The following is a 25,219-nucleotide window of genomic DNA, read 5'->3' on the forward strand; positions in this document are numbered from 1 at the left end:
ATATACTATTAGTAAACTTTTAAAACCCTACTTTATGAATATTAATCTTATAATAATCTAGCTAACATTAACTTTAATTTTCATAAACAAATGTTTTACAATTATTTAAACTATCAAAAAACTTCATTAATAGCTGTTAACGAATTTAAAATATAGGTTGGTTTTTCTTCTTCTAGTTGTTCTTGAGTTTGTGCTCCAGACAATACACCTATTGTTATTCCACAGCCTGCATTTTTTCCTTCTGCTATATCTATAGTAGAGTCTCCTGCCTTTAAAACTTTAGAAGCATCTGTTATATTAAACAACTCCATTGCTTTAAAAATCATATCAGGATGAGGACGCCCTTTTACTACGTCGCTTGCTGTTATAAGCGCATCGTAATGTATCTTTTCATCCCACTGTAATTTTTCCAATAATAAAGTAGCTACTTCTCTATTATACCCTGTATTTAAAACTACTTTTATACCTTCTTCTCTAAGATTTAATAAAACTCTTTGTACTCCTTTTATTGGTTTTACTTCTAAATCTTTATAAGCTTTATTTAATAAGATTTTGAAAGTTTCAAAAATGGTTTCTGATTCTATTAATTGATTAGGCTTACTATAGTTCAATACATCTTTTATTGCCTGATGTTTTTCTTTACCAGCTCCTAATTTTAAAACTGTAGGTAAATCTACATCAACCCCATAATCATTTAATGCTTTATGTAACGTTTTATAAACTACATTTTGTTCATCTACTGTTGTTCCTGCCATATCAAAAACAACCATTTGTATCTCTTTATTTATCATATACTAAATTAAATACCTTGTTAATTTTTTCTTTTGAAAATCCAGCACTCCCCGTCATGCCTTTCCCTCCTATACCTGTTACTATATGTATATTATCTCCTATAGTGTATTCAAAAATGTCTTTGGTTTTACATTGACTATAAAATCCTGCCCAACGATGCTGGATTTCATAGTTTGGTAGCTCTATAATTTTCTTTGCTTCTTGTAGCATAAAACTGTCTATTTCTTCTTTTAAATCGAAACCTAAACTATCAATATTCTTTGCATCTGCATATTCATGTGAATCGCCTAATATTATAGATCCGTCAGTAGCTTGCTTAAATAATATGTGTACTCCATATTTCTTTTCAAAACTATTTGGATCTTCTTTCGATTTGATTAGATTCCATGATGGACATTCTTCAAAGGCTTCATAACGTCTAATAGTTAAACCTGTTAAAATAGAACCATTTAACTTGTAACTACCTTGTGGTTTTGTCTGCATCATTTGTAATTTAGAAACTACTAAATCACTTTCATTATAAATTGAAGGGTATAAGGTTTTAAAATCTGATCCGTTACATATCAAAACTTTTGATGCTTTATACTCTTCTCCATTTGAAGATGTTACTTGCACTTCTCCGTTTATTTCTTCAGTATTTATTACCGTGGTATTGTAACAAACTTGAACACCTTGCTCTTTCAAAAAAGAATGCAATTGTAAAATCATTGTTCTTGGTTCTACCGTTACTTCTTGAGGAAAATATAAACCTGCTTTACAATAATCACTTCGCAAACCGTCATACTTATTTAAACATTGCTGTTTTGTAAATAGTTCAGAAGTATAATTATTTTGTTTATTAATTTCATGAAGTTCTTCTATCAACTGAACCTCTTCTTCATTTGACGCTAGATATACCGTTCCATTTTGCCTAATGGTAATATCAAATTCTTTTTGAATTTCTTTATAAATAGCTAAACTTTCTCTTCCAAAATTTTGCCATTTCTGATTCATCCCTGAAGGAACTACTTGTCCAAAATTACGTACTGTAGCTCCATTCGGTTTGGCATCTTTTTCTAAAATTATTACCGATAGTCCTTTTTTTATTGCATGATATGCGTGGAAAGTTCCTAAAACTCCACCTCCCACTACAATTAAATCATATTTGTTGTTCATAAATTAATTCTTGTATTTGTATTGGTTTTTTATATTTTTTTCTAAAAAATTGAAAACAATAAGTAGTTATTATTAGTCCTATAAATGCTAAAAAGTATAAAGCTGTTATGAAAAAGCTTAGCCAAGAAATATCTCCTTTTCCAAAGTTTTTATATAGTAAAATGAGTATACTCCCCAAATAACCGAATGCATCTGCTATATATATTAAAAAGCCAACGTTTCCTTTAATTTTAAAAGTTGCTATCATTCTATCAAAGAAAATTCCATTGAATGGTACATAACAACTATACAAACCTAATCCTGAAATCGTCATCCATACTAAGGAAGAAATTAATGACTGTTGAAATAATAAAGTTGAAATAATAATTGAAGTACAGCCAATTATCAATACATAATGATAATACATAAAAGCTTTAAAGTTTTTAGTTACACTTCCTATAAAACCTAAAACTATTAGTACTGTTATTGCTATTGGTATTTCTGATATACTATAAATTGACGCATCTTCATACCCTAATGCATCCCAAATTTCTCTAGCAAAATTGTCTCTAAAATCTCTAATAGATGTCAATAGCATAAAGAAGAAAACTATAAGAGTTAATGGCATTGCAAACTTTTTAAATAACCTCTTTCTTTCAGTTTTATCTAATGGTTTTCTTACTGTTCTAAGCAATTTATCTTCTTTTGTTGGTTCAGGTAGTCTTTCTAATAACCAAGCAAAAAAGATTAGTGGAATAATAAAAAATCCTCCTGTTATAAAAGGCATCCAATATTCATTAAAGTGAAATGTATCTAAAACTATTTTACCTACCGATTTTACAGCGCCTGAAGACACGATAAAACTTGATGATAAAATAACTCCCAATAACTCGGTAGTTTTTCTTCCTTCTAAATAGGAAAATACTATTCCCCAAATCATTCCTAAAGGAAGTCCATTAAAAAATAAACATACTATATTATAAGGAGCAGGAACTGTAGCAAAACCTAAAAGAGCTAATTCAGCAAAAAGAATAAAGCCTATTAAAAACATCATTCTTTTTGAGCTTTTCATCTCAGCGATTATTCTAATTCCTATAAACTTAGATAGTGTATACCCTATTACTTGAGCTATTATGAGTAATATTTTATAATCTATTCCTATGAATGATTCGTTAGCAAATGTTGCTACCGTAAATGGTTTCCTAAATGCATACATACAGAAATAAGTTCCGAATGCGGCTATGGAGGCTTGTAATAAAAATCGTAAACGCATATTTTTTTATTTTACAGAACAAGCTCTCAAGTATTTGAGAGCTTTGTTTTTGCATTTAATTCAAATCTTTACTCATAGCTTATAGACTAAACTTCACACCAATGTTTCCTTTAATACCGTAGTATTCTACTTGTTTAGGACGATCCTCTATTTTCCCATAGTGATAAATTAGAGGATTATTTAAAATGTTATTTACATCAGTATATATAGTCCAATTTTTTCCTATTTGATATGATGCTGAAAAATCTAAAGTATTGTAAGTTCCATAGTATACATCATCGATATCTCTTTCTCCAAACCCAATAGCATAGCTTCCTTTATGATTGAATGCTAATCTTGTATTAAAACCTCCTTTTTCAAAGAACAATTGAGCATTGAATAAAGTTCCTGCTTGGTATGGAGTAGATACTTTTCTACCACTTGGCTTTATCATCTCAGAATCCATAAATGTTACATTTACTTGTGTTCCAAAATATTTTAAGAAACCAGGTAAGAAATCGAAACGCTTATTTATTCCTAACTCCATACCAGCAATCCAAGCATCAGCACCGTTTGTTGGTGTACTAAATTCCACTCCCGCTTGTCCATTATAAGTTCCTTGATAAGTATCATTAAATACTGGATCTGTTATTGATTTATAGAAAAAACCTGCATTGATTACTCCTACATTTTTAAAATAATACTCTCCTAACAAATCGAAATTCCATGAAAATGTTGGATTTAAGTTTGGATTCCCTCCTTTAAATTCGTTATCGAAAGAAATAAAAGTTCCAGATGGTGAAATGTCTCCAAAATTTGGCCTTGAAAAACTTCTTGTAGCTGCAAAACGAATATTCATATCCTTTTTTGGAGAATATTTAATGTGTAACATTGGTAATACTGCCCAATAACTTTTCGTATTCATAGCTTTGGTTAAAACATTGTTTTCAACAACATACCCATCTACTTTTGTTTCAGTTTTTGTAGCTCTTAAACCTCCTAAAATAGTCCATTGTTCAGACGCTTTTAAAGTCCCCATACCATAGAATGATAAATGAGTTTCATCTACATTGAAGTTTCTACCTAAACCGCTATTAAATTGTAAGGCTGATGAATCTCCTGGTAAAACTGATAAATTAGCTTGATTTGTTATCCAAAAGTTTTTCATTCCAGCTTGAGATAGTACTGGACTAAATGTTGATTGAATATTAGATCCCATTTCTTTTAAGAAATCTGCCTTTCCAGGTTGATTCATTAAATACTGTGAATAATCTGATAAAACTGGTGTAGCTCCTGCTCCTGACCATCCATAATACAAATCTTCAAATGTTGCTCTACGATCTTTATCTCTAAACTTTGTTCCTACTTTAATTTTAAAATTATCGTTTACAGTATGTTCATAATTTAATGCAGCTACTATATTATCTCGCTCTTTAATTGAAATTTTATATAACTCTAAATCAGAAAAAGACATTTGTGTTGCATCCATTTTAAAATTTGGGTCACTAAAGAAACCAAATAAGGCGTCTGTATCATTATAGTCTAACAAACCTCCATCTGCTTTCCAATATGCTCTATCATCTCCTGCCCCTCCATTGGCTGTTGGTCTGTTATCTAAGTAAGTTGGTTTTATACCAATACCATCTTGTTTAAACTTAACTACATAATAACTTTTATCTTTTGCTGTAGGAATGTTTCCATATCTAAATTCATTTGAATAAGAAGCAATACTCCAATCAAGCTTACCGTTTATTAATGAATGCTTTCCTCCAAGCTCTCCACCAAACATTTCTGTAATAAGTTCATTATAAATATTTTGCAATTCTACCCTAGCTGTATTGGTACCTGAATCGAATTTATCAAAACGAACTCTGTGCTTGTAATGTGTTTCTGTATCTGATAACGTACCATAAACTCCTCTGAAGTACATTTTATGATCTGGTGTAAAATTATACTCCATAGCTCCATTTAAACCTGTTGTTATTCTTACACCATTATAATCTCTTAACTCCATTCTAAACACTCCTTCATCTCCTTTTCTACGAGCTTCAAAATTATCTGTTCCCCAATTTCTATTCCAATAGGATCCATTGATAATAAAACCAAACTTTCCATCCTTACTTTTATTACCATAAGTTAACGACGCATTATAAATTGGCTTTCCTGATTTATCGTTATAACCTCCTCCAATGTTTATACTTAAAATCTGTTTAGTAGGAGCTGTTTGCGTTATAAAGTTTACTCCTCCTCCAATTCCATCTGCTTCCATATCGGGAGTAAATGCTTTTGCAGCTTGTACATACGATATTAATTCTGAAGGAAAAAAATCGAATGCTGTAGCTCTTGAAGTAGTTTCTTCTTCAGCAGTTGGAATTCTATTTCCGTTAATAGTGGTAGATGTCCAAAATGGTGGCAATCCTCTTACCGATACAAAACGCCCTTCACCTTGATCTCTTTCTATAGATAATCCTTGAATACGTTGAACAGTTTCTGCAGCATTACGATCTGGTAATTTACCTATACCATCGGCTGCAATAACATTCATAATACTCATAGATTTCTTTTGAATACTTAATGCTTTAGCTTCGCTATTTCTTCTCGTACCACCACTAATAATTACTTCATCTAATTCTTGTGAAGAAGAAATTAATGCTACAACTCCTATATTTTTTTGAACTCCTTCCTCTAAGGATACTTTTACTTTTTTTGTTTGAAAACCTATATATGATATTTCTAATTCAATTTCTCCTATATCAACTTTACTCAAGATAAAGTTTCCATCAATATCTGTATTTACCCCTTTTGTAGTTCCTACAACTACAACACTAGCTCCTGGAAGTGGATAACTTCCATCGCTAACTACCCCAGTAATGGTAGATTTTTGTGCTAAAACAGCAGTACTTATAAAAAGAACAAGTATTGTACTTAATAAAAGTTTTAAATAATTCATTTCGTTTAGTTTTACAATAGTTAAATTTAATCACTACAAATCACTATATAATTTTACTATTTGTAAACTTTTTAATATTAAGAAAACTTTTAGAGAAAGCTATTTTAGCGTAATAGAATTGTTAAGTGAAGAAAGTAAACTTTAATTTATTGTAAATAACTATTAATTTATAAATGAGGATAAAAGGATTTTATTATGCCTACTTTCCTTTTATATTAAGCTGTTATCAAACCATACTAAAAACAAAAAACTCTCAACTTTAAAAGTTGAGAGTTTTTTAAATATTTGTAAAGACTTTTTTCCTATTGGAAGTCAGTATTCAATTTTATATAGTCTAAGAACTCACGTTTAGTTTCTTTGTTTTTAAATGCTCCACCAAACTCAGCTGTTACTGTACTACTTTCTATATCTTTAATTCCTCTAGAATTTACACATAAATGTTTTGCATCAATAACACAAGCAACATCATCTGTTCCTAAAGCTTCTTGCATTGCCTGTACTACTTGCATTGTTAAACGTTCTTGTACTTGTGGACGTTTAGCATAATACTCAACAATACGGTTCATTTTAGATAAACCAATAACTTTTCCTTTTGAAATATAAGCCACATGTGCTCTTCCTATAATTGGTAATAAGTGGTGCTCACAAGTAGAATATACAATGATGTTTTTTTCTACTAACATTTCACCGTACTTATAGGTATTATCAAAAGTAGATGCAGCAGGTTTGTTCTTTGGGTTTAACCCCATGAATAATTCATTGACAAAAGCTTTAGCTACTCTTTTAGGAGTTCCTTGCATACTATCATCTGTTAAATCCATTCCTAAAGTTTCTAGAATATCTTTAACACTTTCCTGTATTTTTTCTATTTTTTCTTTATCCGAAATATCAAAAGCGTCTGCTCTTAATGGAGTTTGAGCTGAGGTACCTACGTGGTTCTCCCCAATCTCATCTATTCTTTCGTCATTCATTTTGTTGTTATTCACTTCAAACATTTCTTTCTGTTATTAAGGCGCAAATTTACAATATAATGTTGTTAATTTACTGTAGTTTGTTAATCAATTCGTTGACAGTACAATTAAATTGTTCTCCTGCCTTCATATTTTTAACAACAAGTGTACCGTTTTCTATATCTGTTACTACAAAATCAATTTCTCTATTCGTAGCATACTTCCATTGCTTCTTTTGTTGTTTAATACTTCCAGCTACATCAGGATATAATTCAGATTTTATATTGTTATTTCTTAACTCCTTAATTGCTTTAATCTTAGATAAACTCTGACTTTCATCAAAATTCATGAATAATACTTTTGGCTTAGGTAATTCTACTGCCTCAAATAAATTCAGTTCTTCCATAACTAGGTAGATACGATCTAACCCAAAAGAAATTCCAACTCCACTTACATCCTTAAGTCCAAAAATTCCTGTCAAGTCGTCATAACGACCTCCACCACCGATAGATCCCATTTTGACACCTTTTGGTGCTGCTACTTCATAAATAGCTCCTGTATAGTAATTCAATCCACGTGCTAGTGTTACATCCAACTCCAAAGTAGCTGATGTTAACCCTAACTCTTCAATCATATTTACTACAGTACGTAAGTCATTTACTCCTTGAATTCCTTCTTCAGAGTCTTTTAACATCTCTTCTAATGATACTAACTTGTCTTGATTAGTACCTGAAAAATTAAATAATGGATCTACTTTTTCAATAGCTGCTTCAGAAATTCCTTTTTCAAGCATTTCTTTAACAACTCCTTCTTTTCCAATTTTATCTAACTTATCTAAAGCTACTGTAAAATCTATTAATTTATCAGATGCTCCAATTACTTCTGCAATACCTGATAATATTTTTCTATTATTGATTTTGATAGTCGTTCCTACCAATCCTAACTTACTAAAAACAGTATCGTATAATTGGACAAATTCTACTTCTTGTACTAACGACTTACTTCCAACCACATCGGCATCACATTGATAAAATTCTCTAAAACGTCCTTTCTGGGGTTTATCAGCTCTCCAAACTGGTTGTATTTGATAGCGTTTAAACGGAAAAGTAATATCGTTTTGGTGTTGTACTACATAACGTGCAAATGGTACAGTTAAATCGTAACGAAGTGCTTTTGTTGAAATTCTGTTAGTAAACTTATTTAACTCTATTTTCTCAGAAGTTTCAAGATCATCTAAAGAATTATGCTTTATCTTTTCATAAGAATCAGGTAATTCTATTGTATTTTTTTCAAAAAGAAAATTTCCTGAATTTAAAATCTTAAAAATTAATCGATCTCCTTCTTCTCCATACTTTCCCATTAAAGTTGATGATTTTTCAAAACTTGGAGTTTCAATTGGTTGAAATCCGAAGTTTTCAAACGAATGTCTTATTATATTAAAAATATAATTTCTTTTGGCTACTTCACTTGATGAAAAATCTCTTGTTCCTTTTGGTATACTTGGTTTCATATGAATTATGAATTCTAAATTTAGATATTACTTGTTAACAGAAAAACTACCTTGTTCTTCTGCAAGCGCAAATATCTGAATTTATAGGATAATTATGAAGTTTTATTTCTTCGTTTTAATCGATAAATAGAAGCGTTCAATTCAAAGCCTAAAAGTAGTATAATAGCATTTAACCAGACAAACAACATCAAAACCAATAATGTTCCTATCGATCCATATAATTTGTTATAAGTTGCAAATTTTACTACATATATTCCAAATAAGTAGAATGTAAATAATGATAATATAGTAGTTAATATTGCTCCTGGTGAAAAGAATTTCACTTCCTTTCCTTGTTTGGTACCAAATCTAAACAATAAGGATACAATGGTAAAAATCATTAATAAGAACAGTAAACCACGTCCCCAGTAAAATAAGTTCAAATCTGCTGTGTTTAACCAACCTGCTTGGTCTATTCTTGCTAATGCTAGTTGATAAAAAATAATTAAAACTACAGTTACAATTAAGAAAAGTGACATTAATAATGAAACTCCTAATGAAATGAAATATGCTCTAAATACACTTCTCATTTCTTTTACATGATACGAATATTCAAAACCTCCAAAAATGGCGTTTACACCATTTGTCATTAGAAAAATAGAAGCTAAAAAACCAAAAGATAATAATCCACTATATTGATTATTTACAATATCTTTTAATACAATTGCTACTGCATCAAATGTTTTGGGTGGTAACATTTCTTGAATTAAACTAAAAAGATTGTCTTGAAAACCATCTATTGGAATGTAAGGTATAAGAGATAGTATGAATAGCATAAATGGAAATATTGCCATAAAAAAACTAAAAGCAACTCCTCCTGCTCTTGTTGTCAAAGCTCCTTTTACAATACCTATTACATACATTTCTAATACGTCGTATAAGGACATTCCTTCTAGGCCGGGAATTTTTATTTTTTTCCCAAAGGCCACCAATAAATTTAATACTGGTACTTTTCTTAACTTATCTTCAATTAATTTAGTCATTCAATAACTATATTATACTTCCGTAATAGACCAACACTGTTTTCTAATGAAAATTTTGCTCCTTTTAATCGATTATTTTCTGGATCGATTGAAAAGTTTTTTGCTGACCTAAAATCTGCTTTTTCTATAACTGTTTTTTCAAAAATTGTTCCATTTAAATCGCAATTTTCAAAGGTAGACTGATGTAAATCTCCTTCTGTAAAATCTGCCTCTTGTAAATTACAATTTATAAATTTTGTTTTAGGAACTTTTAACTGATAAAATGACGAAAAGTTTAACTGGCAATTTTTAAAACTAAACTCTAATAAGAATGGATCACATTCATTAAACTTTACTCCAATCATTTTACAATTCACAAAAGACACTTCTTTTAGAGAAGTGCCTTTTATAATAGTGTTGCTAAAATTACAATCGATAAACTCGCATTCTAAGAATTGAATATTAGACGCATGTATACCTTCAAAGTTACAATTTTCAAACGTACAATTGTCATATTCTCCTTTTTTGATTTTGGTTGTACTAAAATCAATTTTAGAAAACGTTTCGCTATCGAAATAATCGTTCATTTATTTTAATCCTCTTGCTTTTAACATCGGAGCTGCTTTTGGATCTCTTCCTGCAAAAGTTTTATACATTTCTGCATAATCCATCGTATTTCCTTTTGACAAGATTTGTTCTCTAAACTTTTGTCCATTTTCACGTGTTAATAATCCATTGTTTTTAAACCAATCGTATGCATCGTGACTTAACATTTCTGTCCATAAGTATGAATAATAACCTGCTGCATATCCTCCACTAAATATATGTGCAAAATATGTTGAACGGTATCTTGGTGGTACCTCAGATACTTTTAATTTCATTTTACTTAATGCTTCTTCTTCAAATTTTGCGACGTCTTCTATTTTATCATCTACTGAAATTGTATGCCATTGCATATCTAAATTAGAAGAACATAAGTTTTCAATAATTGAATATCCTTGATTAAACGTTCCTGCATCTTTTATCTTTTTTAATAATGATGCTGGAATTACTTCACCTGTTTTATAATGTAATGCGTAATTATTTAATACTTCTGGGTGCGTTGCCCAATTTTCATTAAACTGTGATGGGAACTCTACAAAATCTCTCGAAGTACTTGTTCCTGAAATTGAAGCATATTTTTGATTTCCAAATAATCCATGTAACGCATGTCCAAACTCATGAAACATTGTTTCTACTTCATCAAAACTTATTAGAGCTGGTTCTCCATCTGCTGGTTTTGGTGAGTTACATACATTGTAAATTACTGGTTTTTGTCCTCTTAGTTTTGATTGTTTTACAAAAGCACTCATCCATGCTCCTCCTCTTTTACTATCTCTTGCAAAGAAGTCTCCATAATATAACCCTAATGGACTTCCATCCTCTTCGAAGATTTCATATACTACAACATCTGGATGATATGTTGGAATGTCTGTACGCTTTTTAAAAGTAATTCCATATAACTTTGTTGCAGCATAGAAAACACCTTTTTCTAAAACATTTGTTACTTCGAAATAAGGTTTTACTTCTTCTTCATTTAAATTATACTTCGATTTACGAACCTTTTCTGCATAATGATTCCAATCGTATGGTGTTAATTTAAAATCTCCTCCTTCTTTATTTATTTCTGCTTGTATTTCTTTTACTTCTGAAGCTACTTTTTCTAATGATCCTGGAATTAATCCATTAAACATTTCAAAAACCTTAGCTGGTGTAGATGCCATTGTTCCTTGTAAGCTCCAACTTGCATAATTGTCAAAACCTAAAATCTTAGCTTTTTCAGCTCTTAAAGACACCATTTTCTTTACTAGATCGCTAGTGTTATATTCTCCAGCATCTGTTCTATGAATTGATTTTTCAAATAAATCTTTACGAACTTCTCTATTCTCTAATGCTTGTAATGATGGTTGTTGTGTTGTATTAATTAACTGGATTTCATATTTACCATCTTTTTCTATGGATTTAATTTTTTCTTCTGAAAATCCTTTTAATTTCCCCTTATCTTCAACTACAACTCCTCCTTTTTTACTTGCATCTAATAATTTTTTACCAAAATCGTTTGATAAACTTGCTATTTCAGAATTAATCTCTTTTAATTTTTCTTTTTTATCTTCTGATAAATTGGCTCCAGCTTTTACAAAATTCTTGTAATACTCTTTTACTAAATGATTAGACTCTTCATCTAAATTTAAAGTATCTAATGCATTGTAAACTGTTTTTATTTTAGCAAATAGTTCTGTATTTAATAAAATATCATCATTGTGTTTAGAAAACTTCGGTGCTAATTCTTTTTGAATACCTTTAATTGTTTCGTTTGTATTAGCTCCTGCCAATGCATAAAAAACTGCTGTTACATTATCTAATGTTTTACTACTTTCTTCTAAAGCTAGTATGGTATTTTCAAAAGTAGGCGCTTCTTTATTCTCAACAATTTTAGCTATTTCTTCATTTTGCACTTTCATACCTTCTAAAATAGCAGGCATAAAATGCTCGTCTTTTATTTTAGTAAAATCTGGTGCTCCATAATCTAATGTACTTTTTATTAACAAAGGATTATTTGTTGTAGTCACACTCATATCAGTATTTTCTTTAGTTTCCTTTTTGGTTTCTTTGGTATTACAACTCACCATAAAAGTAAGTGCAGCAACAATGACTATATGTTTTTTCATTTTACTTATTTTAAGTTAAACTGAACTATTTATTAATTTGTAAAAAGTTTTACAAAACAGGATTTCACTAAAATATTAAACTATGGTTCAATTAAATATTTAACTGAATAATCCATATATTTTTTCTTATTACCAACCCATCTGTCAACAATAATTCCTTTTTTATCAATTAAAAAGAAAACAGGATATTGATCTATATCATAAATCTTCTTTATTTTTTCCTTTTCATCAACATTCCAAATTGTTGCACTCTTAAAATCTATTTTTAAACGTTTTGCAATTTTATACCAAGTATCCTTTTTTTCATCTCCATGCACAGAAATTACTTTTAAATCTGAAGGATACTTTTGTTGAAGTTTATCCATGTGTGGATATGTTTTCCAACAAGGTCCACAATAGGTTGCTGTAAAGTTTAATAATACATTCTTCTTGTTCTTATACTGAGATAATTTAATTCGTTTTTTTGATTTCACGTCATATCCTGTAAAATCAACAGCTTTACTTCCTACATCAATTTTTTGACTCATTAATTGAAAACAGGAACTAAACATTAATAAACATGTAAAAAATATACGTAATTTTTTCTTCATTGGAGATAAGGGAATTTTATATTAATAATATTTAGCAAACATATTAAAACTCAAGCATAATTTATAATTACATCCTTGAGTTTTTAATCTTTTAACACTATTGAAACCTATTTACAAGGTTTCTTGTACTTTATTCAATTGATTAATCTACAGCTTTTAAGCTTAAATCTAAATTATAAACAGAGTGCGTTAACGCTCCTGATGAAATGAAATCAACTCCACATTCTGCATATTCTCTGATTGTTTTTTCATTGATTCCACCAGAAGATTCCGTTAAACATTTATCACCAATTAACGCTACAGCTTTACGTGTATCTTCATAATTAAAGTTATCTATTAAAATTCTGTATACGCCTTCATTTGATAAAATTTCTTCAATTTCTTCTAAACTACGGGCTTCAACTATAATTTTAATATCTAAATCTTTCTCCGCTAAGTACTTTTGAGTTTTGGTAATTGCTTGAGTTATTCCCCCTGCAAAATCTATATGATTATCTTTAATCATAACCATATCGTATAAAGCAAATCGGTGATTTTCTCCTCCACCTATTTTTACCGCCCATTTTTCCAATGCACGTATACCTGGAGTAGTTTTACGAGTATCTAATACTTTGGTTTTGGTTCCCTCTAATAAGTTTGCAAAAAACTTAGTTTTTGTTGCAATAGCACTCATACGTTGCATAGCATTTAATACTAAACGCTCTGCCATTAAAATAGATTGTGATTTTCCTGAAACATAAAAAACAATGTCTCCATATTCAACTTCATCACCATCATTGATTAATGTTTCCACTTCTAAGGTTTCGTCTACATAACTAAAAACCTTTTTAGCAAACTCTACTCCTGCAATTATTCCTTTGTCTTTTACTAGTAATTTTGCTTTTCCAGTTGCATCAGATGGTATACAAGATAACGAAGTATGATCACCATCTCCTATATCTTCTCGTATTGCATTTTTTATAATTAAATCTAACTCTTTATTAAATTGTTCTTTTGAAATCATAGTACTCTAATTCTTGATGTAAAAATACTATTTTCATCAAGAATTAGGCAATACTATATAAAAAGTTCAAAGTGTAATATTATTGCGAAAAATCACCTCCAAAATAATGGATGGTTATACATACCAAACGCTTTGCTTTTTTTAGTCTATTATTCATTGCATACCAATGAGCCACATCCATTAAAAACTTTACCATATAATTATTAGAATGCTGTTTTCTTAATTTATAGATATAGTATGGTATTCTTAAATCTCCTTTTTTGTATGTCGTCTGAGTATACTCTTGTAATGATTCTAAATGAGAAAAACCATGCTCTTTAGTCGGTTCTATTTGTGTTCCTTCTCCAAAATCATTCCATGTAGCTATCTGGATAAAATCAACAGGATGTCTTAATGATTCATCAAACGATTCTTTAAATACATCAATTCCTCTTCCTTCTATACTCCAATCATCATCTGTTGGCGATTTCCATCCTCCTTCTATATAAAAATCGTCAAATCTTGGATAAGCTACTCCTCCAACAATTTCCCTGTTAAAATCAACATTATTCAAATAATAACCTGACAATGTAGTTAGATGATTTCTATCTATCCATGCATATTCTCCAGATGTGTTAGCGCTCCCCAATGTATTAGTTGCGTTCCATAATGACAATAAACTCATATTAGTGTTTATTGAACTTAAAATGGTATTCCAATCAGCTGGATCATCAATATAACTAGGTCCGAAAATCATTAATAATGGATTATTATCTATACGGGCATAATTTTCTTTGGATAAATATGTATCTTCTATGTATCTTAGGTCTCCTATCGCTTGGTTAATTTGTAATTGTGTTAAACTCCTAGCTTGTTCTCTCACCACCCTATCTTCATACATTACTGCAAAATCTAAATTAGTTTTGTCCAATTCCGAAACAAAACTTTCCATTCCTTGTTTAATTTCTTCAAAATCTAATACATCTCTTTTTCCATACCAATCAAAAATTACCCCATCAACTCCTGCCAATTTCATTAATAATAAATGATACTGTTGTAAGTCTTTATCTTTTGTTGAATATGGTCCTATCAACGGATAATAATGTGAAGCTATTTCTCTTTCTCCTTCTGAATTAATAATATCTGGGTTCTTATTGGTCATAGTCCAGTGTTGCCCCCAGGCTCCATCTACATCTAAAGATCTGAACCAAGGCATATAATGTACTAATATTGGTTTTTCGGAAGTTCTTTTTGCTGATTTTGGTACTGTACTACTACGACTTAGCATCTTTTTTTCTTCTTCATCAATAATTTTTTCTAAATCATAATCTCCTAAGTTTTTCATCCAATCCTTATAGTAATCTATTTTTTCGGGGGATTCTTTTAAACTTTTATTTTCTTCAACTAGGCTTTCTTCGTTACATGAAATGGCGAATAAAATCGACAAAACAAGTAACGTTTTTTTTAATAAACGTACTTTCATTTTTTCTTTAACTTTTTAATAAACAAACAATTAGCTATTATAAAGATATTTAAAAAAAGTTTTTTATCAGTATAAAAAAATGTCTTTTTTTGATTTAATTTTGTCTTTAGAAACAATTAATAATGAAAATAAAATTACTTGCTATTGGTAAAACCGATAATAAAAATCTAATTCAACTTATTGATGAATATCAAAAAAGATTAAAACATTACGTGAAATTTGAATTGGAAATTATCCCTGATATCAAAAATGTTAAAAACCTGAGTGAAGCTCAGCAAAAAGAAAAGGAAGGTCAGTTAGTTTTAGGGAAACTTCAAAATACGGATCAACTTATCTTACTTGATGATAAAGGAAAGCATTTTACCTCTATAGAATTCTCACAATTTCTTCAAAAAAAAATGAATTCAGGAATTAAACAAATAGTACTTGTAATTGGTGGTCCTTATGGTTTTTCTGAGGCTGTTTATCAAAAAGCTCAAGGAAAAATATCGTTATCTAAAATGACATTTTCTCATCAAATGATTCGTTTATTTATAGTTGAACAACTTTATCGTGGTTTTACTATCTTAAAAAACGAACCGTATCATCATGAATAACATAGCCTTACCTTTTCTTATACAGTTATTTATCTTCATTTAAAGCTTTTAAAAAAAAGGTTAATATATTCATTAATAAAGTGTTTGGTATTGTAAAAAAAAGTATAATTTTGTCGCCCCTTGAAAAATATCTAGAAAAATACAATAAATAATTAAAATGAAAAATTTAAAATTTTTAGTAACCTTTATCTTTTTTGTGAATTTTTTCAGTTTACAGCAAATTTCTGCTCAAAACGATATCAAAAAGCTAAAAACAGAGATAAAAAATAAAGAGAATCAAATTAGTGCTAACGAAGAAATTTTAGTTAGTGGTGTTAAAGCTTTAAAACGTGTAAAAGCAAATTTAGAAGATTTTAAAAACAGTAAAAAAGCAACAAGAAAAGAAGTAAATAGAAAAGAAAAGATTGTTGCAAATATGCAAGCTAGATTGAGTAAACTTAATGCTCAATTAGAAAATCAAAAAAAAGGAGTAGCTTCTTTAAAAAGAAAACTAGCTAGAAAAACTAAGCGAAACTCACCTAAAAACACTTCAAGTAATCAAGAAACAGGAAACCCTGTAATTGCAAACAATGATCAAAATGATTTAGCTTCTCGTAAACAAAAATTGGAAGCAGCTCGTAAAAAACTTGAAGAAGAACGTAAAGCTAAGGAACTTGCTTATTTAAAAGAACAAGAAGCTTTACGCTTACAAGCTGAGAAATTAAAAGAGTTAGATAATCAAATTAAAGCTGAAGAGAAATCTATCATTAAAGAAAAAAGTACTTTAATTAGTGACTTAGAAGACGATATTAGTATTAATGAAGAGATTTTAACTAGTAGTAAAGAAGGTTTAGATAAAATGAAAGCAAAGTTAGAAGCTGCTAAAAATGATCCTTCAACTTCTAAAGAAAGTATTTCTCGTAAAGAATCTATTATTATTAAAATTGAAAAGCGTTTAAGCAAAATTCAAAGTGAAATAGATGCTAAAAAAGCAGAATTAATCAAATTAAAAGGCTAAAACAACTTTTAATTTGACAAAAAAGCGAAACTTTATTTGAATAAAGTTTCGCTTTTTTTATTCTTTTATTTTAAGTTCTCAGCTACTTTTTTGCTAACTTATATAGTACAATTACTTCTATTACGACTGTAGGAATTAAAAAAACAGCTCCAAGAGACGCTAGAACAATGGTAGCCAAGCAAACCCCAGTTATTATTTCCATAATTCCATTTATCTGAATCAAGGTTCCTAATTTATCTTTCAATCTTAATAAACTTAATCCAAAAATAATTTGGATAGCTCCAAAAACAACAAACTCTACTATTCCCGTTATAATTATCGTTTCATTAGATGAATTTATTAGAAATATATCATGTATTTCTGAAACTACGTAAGCAATCATCATAACATAAACTACAATTTTTAATAACTTGTAAGTATATATTTTTGCTATTCTTAAAAAACCTGTAAAGAAAATTACAAAAGCCACAGAAGAAATTACTTTAACAACTGTGTATAATACTTTGTTTAAAGTTGATGTATCTTCTGTAAATTGATATATATCAGCAATTGTTTCTATAAAACCAAAAACAAAATATACTATTCCAAACACCCAAGCTAAATTCAATACATTTCGGTCTTGAATAGTTAATTCAGTGTCTTCTTTAAAGGTATTTATATCTGCATCTAATGCCTGTAAAATTGTTTTTATTGTAAAACTTCTTGGAGTTGTTTCACCTGCCTCTATCCTTTGAATAGTTCGAACATTAATATTACATTTTTCTACTAGTTCTTCTTGAGTAAGCCCCTTTTGTTTTCTTAACTCTAAAATCCTTTTTCCTAATTCTGGCTGTTTCATGGTAAGTAAATTTTCATTTCTCATACAATGTTACTTTTGATTTTCTTTTTAATGAAACTTTTTAATTGATTTTAACCCGACATTTATACGACTTTCCTTTATTTACAACACCTTCAGCCTTTTCTCTTTTTTTATAAAAACTATAAATATTAATTACAAAGATGATAAAAAATGATACATTTGTTAATACAAACACGCAATAAATGAAACTTGTTTTCGCTACAAACAATTTAAACAAACTAGCCGAAGTACAAAAAATGCTTCCAAATTCTATTGAATTACTTTCTTTAAAAGACATTAATTGTTTTGATGATATTGAAGAAACTGCAACTACTTTAGAAGGAAATGCAATTATTAAAGCTAATTATATTACACAAAAATTTAAGCTTAATTGTTTTGCTGATGATACTGGCTTGGAAGTTGAAAGTCTCGATGGAGCTCCAGGTGTCTACTCTGCTCGTTATTCTGGTATACCTGCAAACGCAGAAAATAACATGCAAAAACTATTAACTGAATTAGATGGTGAAAATAACAGACTAGCTCAATTTAGAACTTCTATTTGTTTAAACTTAAATGGAGAACAGTTTTTATTTAATGGTATTTGCAAAGGTGAAATTTTAACTCAAAAACAAGGTGAAAAAGGTTTTGGTTACGATCCAATTTTTCAACCAGAAGGATATAAACAATCTTTTGCTCAAATGACTTCAGAAGAAAAAAATAAAATCAGTCATCGAGGTTTAGCTATTCAAAAACTTGTTGATTTTTTAAAGAAATGATAAAAGGTAAGAAAACATATACACAATATTTTTTACTGCTATTTGTTTTACTAATCATTTTCTTGTTTTTAAACATTAGTTTAGGATCTGTTTCCATTCCCTTTAAAGATATTTTCAATTCGTTAACTGGCGGTATTGCCTCTAAAGATAGCTGGCAAACTATCATTTTAAATTTTAGATTACCTAAAGCTATTACAGCCATCATGGTTGGTTCTGGGTTATCTATTTGTGGATTATTAATGCAAACTTTATTTAGAAACCCATTAGCTGGTCCGTTTGTTTTAGGAATTTCCTCAGGTGCTAGTTTAGGTGTTGCACTACTTATTTTAGGAGCTGGCTTGTTTGGAAACTTTCTCACAGCACTTGCTTTTTCTAGCTGGGGAACAGCTGTTGCTGCTAGTTTAGGTTCCTTTTTAATTTTAACTTTAGTTATTATTGCTGCCAATAGAGTTCGAAACACTATGTCTATCCTTATAATTGGTCTAATGTTTGGCTCCTTAACTTCAGCTATAATAAGTGTACTATCCTATTTTAGTGAAGCTGAACAAATACAACAATATATGTTTTGGAGTTTTGGAAGTTTAGGAAATTTGACCTGGACTGAACTCACTATTTTTGGGATAATTTATGGAGTTGGTGTTTTAGGAACATTTACAGTTATTAAACCTCTAAATAGCTTTTTATTAGGTGAAAATTATGCTAAAAGCTTAGGAATAAACATTAAGAGAAGTAGAACTATTATATTACTTATTACAAGTTTACTAACTGGAGTTATTACTGCTTTTTCTGGCCCCATAGCCTTTATAGGATTAGCGGTTCCACATATAGCAAAAATATTTTTTTCTACATCTAATCATAAAACATTATTGCCTGCTTCGGCATTAATTGGAGCTATTATTTTATTAATTTGCGACTCTATAGCTCAATTGCCTACAAGCGAATTTACATTACCAATTAATGCTATAACTTCTTTATTTGGAGCACCTATTGTAATTTGGCTTTTAATTAGAAAAAAGAAAATATACGTATAAATTGACCAACCTTAATAAACATATCGTTCTTAAAACTGAAAACCTTTCCATAGGCTATCAAACCAAAAAGAAACAAACTATTGTTACTTCTAACATAAATTTAGCTATAGAAAAAGGGAAATTTATTGCTTTATTAGGTAAAAATGGAATTGGTAAATCTACTTTATTACGTACACTTTCTAAAGTACAAAAACCATTGGATGGTTCTATCGAAATCAATCAAAAAAACATCCTTAATTATTCTTATCAAGAATTAGCAACTTCTTTAAGTTTAGTTTTAACCGAACGCTTACCACAAAGCCAACTAACTGTTTTTGAGCTAATTGCCTTAGGCCGTCAGCCCTATACTAATTGGATAGATAAATTATCTAAAAACGATTTAAAAAAAATCCTTTGGGCTATAGAGCAAACAGAAATTGTACATTTAAAAGATAAACTATTTCATGAATTAAGTGATGGGCAATTACAGCGTGTACTTATTGCTAGAGCTTTAGCACAGGATACCGAAATTATCATATTAGATGAACCTACAGCCCATCTAGATATTCACCATACTTTTAAGGTGTTTTCTCTGTTAAAAAAACTAGTTAAAAGCACCAATAAAACTATTATTATTTCTACTCATGAGGTAAATTTAGCAATTCAGTTAGCTGACGAGTTTATTTTACTCTCTGAAAAACAAATACATAATGGAACATCACAAGAATTAATTAGACAAGGTGCCTTTGAAGAATTGTTCCCAAAAGAGCTTATAAGTTTTAACAAAACATTAGAACAGTTCATTATAAAGAAGAGTTAAATTTGACTCTAAGTAACATTATGTTATCAAAAAACTAATCAAACTAAAACTTTAATTAAATTATTAATGAGAAAATTACTTTATGTCGCAGGTACTGCTGCCCTTGTAGCTTGTGGAGCTAGTAAAGAAACTGCAAGCACTGATAGCGATTTAAACATAGATTATGCTGAGAAATTTGCAAAAACCATTACAGCCAAAGATCTTGGAAAACATTTATTTGTATATGCTTCTGATGAATTTGAAGGACGTGATACAGGAGAACCTGGTCAGAAAAAAGCTGTTAAATATTTAAAAGATTTTTATGTAAACACAGGCATAGCATCTCCATTAGGAGGTGATGATTATTTCCAAGAAGTTCCTTCTGCTTACTTAAGTAATAATCGTCGAGGAATGAAATTAAAAGATTCTGAAAACGTAGTTGCTTTTATTAAAGGAAGTGAAAAACCTGATGAGATTGTAGTTATTTCTGCTCATTTAGACCATGAAGGTGTAAAAAATGGAGAAATTTACAATGGTGCTGATGATGATGGTTCTGGTACTGTTGCCATTTTAGAAATTGCTGAGGCATTTAAAAAAGCTGCAGACGCTGGTAAAGGACCTAAACGTTCTATCTTGTTTTTACATGTAACAGGCGAAGAAAAAGGTTTATTAGGTTCTAAATACTATACAGAAAACCCTATTTTTCCATTAGCTAATACTGTTACAAATTTAAATATTGACATGGTAGGTAGAGTTGACGATCGCCACAAAGGAAACCCTAACTATGTATATTTAATTGGAGCTGATAAGTTAAGTACTGAATTACATAATATATCTGAGGCAATGAATAAAAAATATACAAACATTGATTTAGATTATAAATATAACGATGAAAACGATCCTAATCGTTTCTATTATCGTTCTGACCACTATAATTTCGCAAAACACAACATTCCTATTATATTTTATTTTAATGGGACACATGCCGATTATCACCAACCAACGGATACCCCTGACAAAATTAATTATGAAATGTTAGAGAATAGAGCTCGTTTAGTTTTCCATACTGCTTGGGAAGTTGCGAATCGTGAGAACCGTATTGTTGTTGACAAAGCAGATACAACAAAATAATTAATTTTATTTTTATAGAAAAAAGACTCTTCAATTAATTGAAGAGTTTTTTTATTCTATTTATCTAAATAAAAAAGTCAATTCACTTACAAAAAAAAGCAGTTAACTAATTATTGATTTTTTACCATCTTAATAAACTTTAGGTTTGATATTATTACATAAACCATAAAAATTAGTATTATGAAAAATCAATTCAATTTAAGTATTAACAAACCTTGTTATGAAAACTTCAATCAATTCAAATCAACATCTTTAGGCGGATTTTGTGAAACCTGTAAAAAAGAAGTCATCGATTTCTCTAAAATGAACTCTAAAGAAATTTCTAACTATATTAACAGCAATAACTCTAAAAAAATTTGTGGCCAATTTAATAAAAGTCAATTAACAAACTACCCAACTTCTTTTAGTAAAAATAAAAAACATACTTTTTTTAGCGCAATAGCTTTTTCTTTAATTTCATTTTTCTCACTTAATTCTCTTTATGCTCAAAAAGAAGATTCTTCTGATAATAAAAAAAGAATTACTCAAAATAAAGAAAAAAGGGATATTCAAGTGAAAGGAATTGTTACAGATGAAGGAGGTGCTTTACCTGGAGTTAACGTTCTTTTACGGGGAACTAACATTGGTGTAGAAACTGATTTTGACGGAAATTTCACATTTCCTAAACCATTAAAAAAAGGTGATGTATTAATTTTTAGCTTTATAGGTTTAGAATCTCGAAAAGTTATAATCGATAATAAAAACTCCAAATCAACAATTAATTTAAAAATAAAAATGAAACCTGATTCTTGTATGCTATTAGGTGAAGTTTCTGTAAAAAAAATCTTTAAATCTAAATAAGTTCTATGAAAAAAACTTTCTATTTATTTTTTATTCTTTTTTCACAAATTATTCAATCACAAGTTTCTGATTTTAAAAATATAGACTTTACAAAAGCCGATAATATTGCTAAACTAAATCATGGAGAAAATTTAATAAATCTTCCTCTTCTCTGTTATAAGCTAACTCATAAATTAAATTCTGATGTTGAAAAATTTAGAGCTATTTATAGTTGGGTTTCAAATAATGTAAAAGTTGATTATCCTATATATAAAAAAGTAATCCAAAATAGAAAAAAACTGATAAAAGACAGTATTTCTTTAAATCTTTGGAATAAAATTTATAAAGAAAAAGTTTTTAAAACATTAATTAATAAAAAAAGAACAATATGTACAGGCTATGCATATCTAATTAAAGAAATGGCTAATATAGTTGATATTGAATGTAGAATTATTGATGGTTATGGTAGAACAGTTACATCAAATATGAACTCTTTAAAAATTCCAAATCATTCATGGAATGCTGTCAATTTAGATGGAAAATGGTATTTATGTGATGCTACTTGGTCTAGCGGTTATATAGATGAAAAAAGACAGTTTATACAAGATTATAACGATGGTTATTTCTTAACTCACCCTGATTTATTTAATAAAAACCACTATCCTTTAAAGAAAAAATGGCAACTTTCTTCTAAACTAACTGAAAATTCATTTGTCGAAGCTCCTATAGTTTATGGTGAAATATTTAAATATAAAATATCTCCTTTAACTCCTGTAGTAATGAAAATAAATACAAATAAAAATATCCCCATAACTTTTAAGTATAAGTTGTTAAATAATCATTTTTCAGAAAAGATATCATTAATCTGTACATATAATCAAAAAGAAAAGAAGTTAAATATTTATGATTTTAAAAATAAAGATGATTTTATCAGTTTTAAATACTGTCCAACCAAAGGTGGGAATTATGATGTTCATTTAAAAATAAATAATGATATTGTTGCTTCGTATATTATAAATATTGATGATGAGAAAAGTTAAAAAGTAAAACCTTTTAACTTTTCTTGGCTTTTCTTTTTGGTATATTTGTTAGCAATCAAAAAACAAAATCATGAAGAAAATCTTCTTAACTATAGTAACTTTTGCTACGTTGCTAGCTTCTTGTAAGCAAGAAAAAAAAGAAGCAGTAAAAAAAATTGTATCAGAAAATACTGAATTTAATCAGCTTTTAAAAGATTACAATGAAGGTAAATTACAGTTAAACCCTATTAATGCAACTTTTGCTGGAGACAACCGTTTTAATGATCAATTTCCAAATACATTGTCTGATGAATACCAAACAAAAAGCAACGAGTTTTACAACTCTTATAAAGCTAAATTAAACAATTTTAAAGATGCCGATTTAACAAAAAGTCAGCAAATGAGCAAAGCTGTTTTAGCTTGGGATTGCGATATGGCATTGGCTCAAAATAGCTTTAAAAACGATTTATTAATGCCTATTAACCAAATGTGGACCGTTAACTTAACAATGGGTACATTAGGTAGTGGTAGTAGTGCTCAGCCTTTTAAAACAGTTAAAGATTACGAAAATTGGTTAAGTAGATTAAACAAATACAATACTTGGTTAATTTCAGCTAAAGAAAGAATGAAGCAAGGAATTAAAGAAGGATATGTACTTCCGCTTTCTTTAATAAAAAAAGTAATTCCTCAATTTGAAGGTTTGGCCACTACAAAAATAGAAGAAAACTTATTTTATTCTCCAATAAATAAATTCCCTGATAGCTTTTCCGATGAAGATAAAAAACAATTAACGGAAGCATATACAAATGTGTTAAAAGACAAGTTAATACCTTCTTTTAAATCAATGTATAACTTCTTAAAAACAGATTATTTAAAAGCTGGAAGAGAAAGTAGTGGAATATCTGATATTCCAAATGGAAAAGCCTACTATGATCATTCTATTAAAAACTATACTACCACAAATATGACTGCTGATGAAATCCATGAATTAGGATTGAAAGAAGTTGCTCGTATTTTAACTGAAATGGAAAAAGTAAAGGAGCAAGTTGGTTTTAAAGGCAGCTTAAAAGAATTTTTCAATTTTGTTCGTGAAAACAAAGAATTAATGCCATATACTACTCCAAAGGAGATTATCGATAACTTCAATGCGATTCATGAAAAAATGAAGCCACAATTAGAAAAGTTATTTGGTAACAAACCAAAAACTCCTTTTGTGGTAAAACAAACAGAGAAATTTAGAGAAGCATCTGCTAGTGCCGAATATAATCCAGGTTCATTAGACGGAACTCGTCCTGGTGTTTTTTACACCCCTATTCCTGATGCTTCGAAGTACAATGTTTTTTCAGACGAAGCTTTATTCTTACACGAAGCTATTCCTGGACATCACTATCAAATTTCACTAACTCAAGAAAATAAAGACTTACCTGATTTTAGAAAAACTTTATGGTACAGTGCTTATGGTGAAGGATGGGCGTTATATACTGAGAATTTAGGTAAAGAGTTAGGATTATATACAGATCCTTATCAATATTTTGGAATGTTAGGTATGGAAATGCACCGTGCCATTCGTTTAGTTGTTGATACTGGTATGCATGCTAAAGGTTGGTCTCGTGAAAAAGCTATTCAATATTCTTTAGATAATGAAGCTGAAGGTGAAGCCAGTATTATTTCTGAAATAGAGCGTTATATGGCTAATCCAGGACAAGCACTTTCTTACAAAATTGGTCAATTAAAAATTAGAGAATTAAGAGCTAAAGCTAAAAAAGAATTAGGCGATAAATTCGATATTAGAGAATTCCACAATCAAGTGTTAGAAACAGGATGTATACCTTTAGCTTTATTAGAAGATAAAATCAATGCTTGGATAGCATCTCAAAAATAA

Annotated in this window: 22 protein-coding genes; 9 read left to right on the forward strand and 13 right to left on the reverse strand. The window is 29.3% G+C overall.

Annotated features, from left to right (window positions below):
• Positions 1-113 precede the first annotated feature (113 nt).
• The 12 genes from F7018_RS05945 to F7018_RS06000 all read right to left on the reverse strand — a co-directional run bounded on the left by F7018_RS05945 (position 114) and on the right by F7018_RS06000 (position 15,316).
• Positions 114-791 carry a phosphonatase-like hydrolase gene (locus F7018_RS05945; RefSeq protein ID WP_150899098.1) on the reverse strand — a complete coding sequence of 226 codons (678 nt, stop codon included), beginning with the start codon at positions 789-791 and terminating at the stop codon, positions 114-116.
• Positions 781-1,947, reverse strand: coding sequence for a TIGR03364 family FAD-dependent oxidoreductase (locus F7018_RS05950; RefSeq protein ID WP_150899099.1), 1,167 nt, complete (start codon positions 1,945-1,947; stop codon positions 781-783). The genes F7018_RS05945 and F7018_RS05950 overlap by 11 nt, the downstream gene beginning before the upstream one ends.
• Positions 1,931-3,199, reverse strand: coding sequence for a DUF5690 family protein (locus F7018_RS05955; protein WP_150899100.1), 1,269 nt, complete (start codon positions 3,197-3,199; stop codon positions 1,931-1,933). The genes F7018_RS05950 and F7018_RS05955 overlap by 17 nt, the downstream gene beginning before the upstream one ends.
• Before the next feature lie 79 nt (positions 3,200-3,278).
• A complete protein-coding gene (locus F7018_RS05960) occupies positions 3,279-6,128 on the reverse strand; it encodes a TonB-dependent receptor (protein WP_150899101.1) in 2,850 nt (949 codons plus the stop codon).
• A gap of 302 nt (positions 6,129-6,430) precedes the next feature.
• Positions 6,431-7,099 carry a GTP cyclohydrolase I FolE gene (gene folE, locus F7018_RS05965; RefSeq protein WP_370630563.1) on the reverse strand — a complete coding sequence of 223 codons (669 nt, stop codon included), beginning with the start codon at positions 7,097-7,099 and terminating at the stop codon, positions 6,431-6,433.
• A gap of 70 nt (positions 7,100-7,169) precedes the next feature.
• Positions 7,170-8,588 (reverse strand): histidine--tRNA ligase, encoded by a 1,419-nt coding sequence (gene hisS, locus F7018_RS05970; protein ID WP_150899103.1) that lies wholly within the window; start codon positions 8,586-8,588, stop codon positions 7,170-7,172.
• Positions 8,589-8,680: 92 nt separating this feature from the next.
• A complete protein-coding gene (locus tag F7018_RS05975) occupies positions 8,681-9,610 on the reverse strand; it encodes a YihY/virulence factor BrkB family protein (RefSeq protein ID WP_150899104.1) in 930 nt (309 codons plus the stop codon).
• Positions 9,607-10,176: a pentapeptide repeat-containing protein gene (locus F7018_RS05980; protein WP_150899105.1), complete on the reverse strand. Its 570-nt coding sequence runs from the start codon at positions 10,174-10,176 to the stop codon at positions 9,607-9,609. The genes F7018_RS05975 and F7018_RS05980 overlap by 4 nt, the downstream gene beginning before the upstream one ends.
• The gene (locus tag F7018_RS05985; protein ID WP_150899106.1) at positions 10,177-12,297 is read right to left on the reverse strand and encodes a M3 family metallopeptidase; all 2,121 of its coding nucleotides are present in this window, start codon (positions 12,295-12,297) and stop codon (positions 10,177-10,179) included.
• Positions 12,298-12,377: 80 nt separating this feature from the next.
• Entirely contained in the window at positions 12,378-12,824 is a 447-nt protein-coding gene (locus F7018_RS05990) for a TlpA family protein disulfide reductase (protein ID WP_175578667.1), read from the reverse strand.
• A gap of 205 nt (positions 12,825-13,029) precedes the next feature.
• Positions 13,030-13,890 carry a carboxylating nicotinate-nucleotide diphosphorylase gene (gene nadC / locus F7018_RS05995; protein WP_150899108.1) on the reverse strand — a complete coding sequence of 287 codons (861 nt, stop codon included), beginning with the start codon at positions 13,888-13,890 and terminating at the stop codon, positions 13,030-13,032.
• 79 nt (positions 13,891-13,969) lie between these two features.
• On the reverse strand, positions 13,970-15,316 hold the full coding sequence (locus tag F7018_RS06000) for a glycoside hydrolase family 71/99-like protein (protein ID WP_175578668.1): 1,347 nt from the start codon (positions 15,314-15,316) through the stop codon (positions 13,970-13,972).
• A gap of 158 nt (positions 15,317-15,474) precedes the next feature.
• Here F7018_RS06000 and rlmH point away from each other — a divergent pair, with 158 nt between their 5' ends.
• The gene (gene rlmH / locus F7018_RS06005; protein WP_150899110.1) at positions 15,475-15,948 is read left to right on the forward strand and encodes a 23S rRNA (pseudouridine(1915)-N(3))-methyltransferase RlmH; all 474 of its coding nucleotides are present in this window, start codon (positions 15,475-15,477) and stop codon (positions 15,946-15,948) included.
• 157 nt (positions 15,949-16,105) lie between these two features.
• The gene (locus F7018_RS06010) at positions 16,106-16,945 is read left to right on the forward strand and encodes a coiled-coil domain-containing protein (RefSeq protein WP_150899111.1); all 840 of its coding nucleotides are present in this window, start codon (positions 16,106-16,108) and stop codon (positions 16,943-16,945) included.
• Positions 16,946-17,027: 82 nt separating this feature from the next.
• Here the strand turns inward: F7018_RS06010 and F7018_RS06015 are convergent, their stop codons facing one another.
• Positions 17,028-17,807: a helix-turn-helix domain-containing protein gene (locus F7018_RS06015; RefSeq protein WP_246175053.1), complete on the reverse strand. Its 780-nt coding sequence runs from the start codon at positions 17,805-17,807 to the stop codon at positions 17,028-17,030.
• Between the two features lie 179 nt (positions 17,808-17,986).
• Between F7018_RS06015 and F7018_RS06020 the strand changes: the two genes are divergently transcribed.
• The 7 genes from F7018_RS06020 (at position 17,987) to F7018_RS06050 (ending at position 25,219) form a co-directional block, all read left to right on the forward strand.
• Positions 17,987-18,559: a non-canonical purine NTP diphosphatase gene (locus tag F7018_RS06020; RefSeq protein WP_150899112.1), complete on the forward strand. Its 573-nt coding sequence runs from the start codon at positions 17,987-17,989 to the stop codon at positions 18,557-18,559.
• Positions 18,556-19,590, forward strand: a complete 1,035-nt coding sequence (locus F7018_RS06025) for a FecCD family ABC transporter permease (protein WP_150899113.1) — start codon at positions 18,556-18,558, stop codon at positions 19,588-19,590. Before F7018_RS06020 ends, F7018_RS06025 begins: the two co-directional genes overlap by 4 nt.
• Before the next feature lies 1 nt (position 19,591).
• Positions 19,592-20,389 (forward strand): ABC transporter ATP-binding protein, encoded by a 798-nt coding sequence (locus tag F7018_RS06030; protein ID WP_150899114.1) that lies wholly within the window; start codon positions 19,592-19,594, stop codon positions 20,387-20,389.
• Between the two features lie 66 nt (positions 20,390-20,455).
• On the forward strand, positions 20,456-21,499 hold the full coding sequence (locus F7018_RS06035) for a M28 family metallopeptidase (RefSeq protein ID WP_150899115.1): 1,044 nt from the start codon (positions 20,456-20,458) through the stop codon (positions 21,497-21,499).
• 180 nt (positions 21,500-21,679) lie between these two features.
• Positions 21,680-22,339, forward strand: a complete 660-nt coding sequence (locus F7018_RS06040) for a carboxypeptidase-like regulatory domain-containing protein (protein WP_150899116.1) — start codon at positions 21,680-21,682, stop codon at positions 22,337-22,339.
• A gap of 5 nt (positions 22,340-22,344) precedes the next feature.
• Positions 22,345-23,358 carry a transglutaminase domain-containing protein gene (locus F7018_RS06045; RefSeq protein WP_150899117.1) on the forward strand — a complete coding sequence of 338 codons (1,014 nt, stop codon included), beginning with the start codon at positions 22,345-22,347 and terminating at the stop codon, positions 23,356-23,358.
• Positions 23,359-23,428: 70 nt separating this feature from the next.
• Positions 23,429-25,219: a DUF885 domain-containing protein gene (locus F7018_RS06050; protein ID WP_150899118.1), complete on the forward strand. Its 1,791-nt coding sequence runs from the start codon at positions 23,429-23,431 to the stop codon at positions 25,217-25,219.

The organism is Tenacibaculum aiptasiae, from assembly GCF_008806755.1.
Lineage (GTDB): Bacteria > Bacteroidota > Bacteroidia > Flavobacteriales > Flavobacteriaceae > Polaribacter > Polaribacter aiptasiae.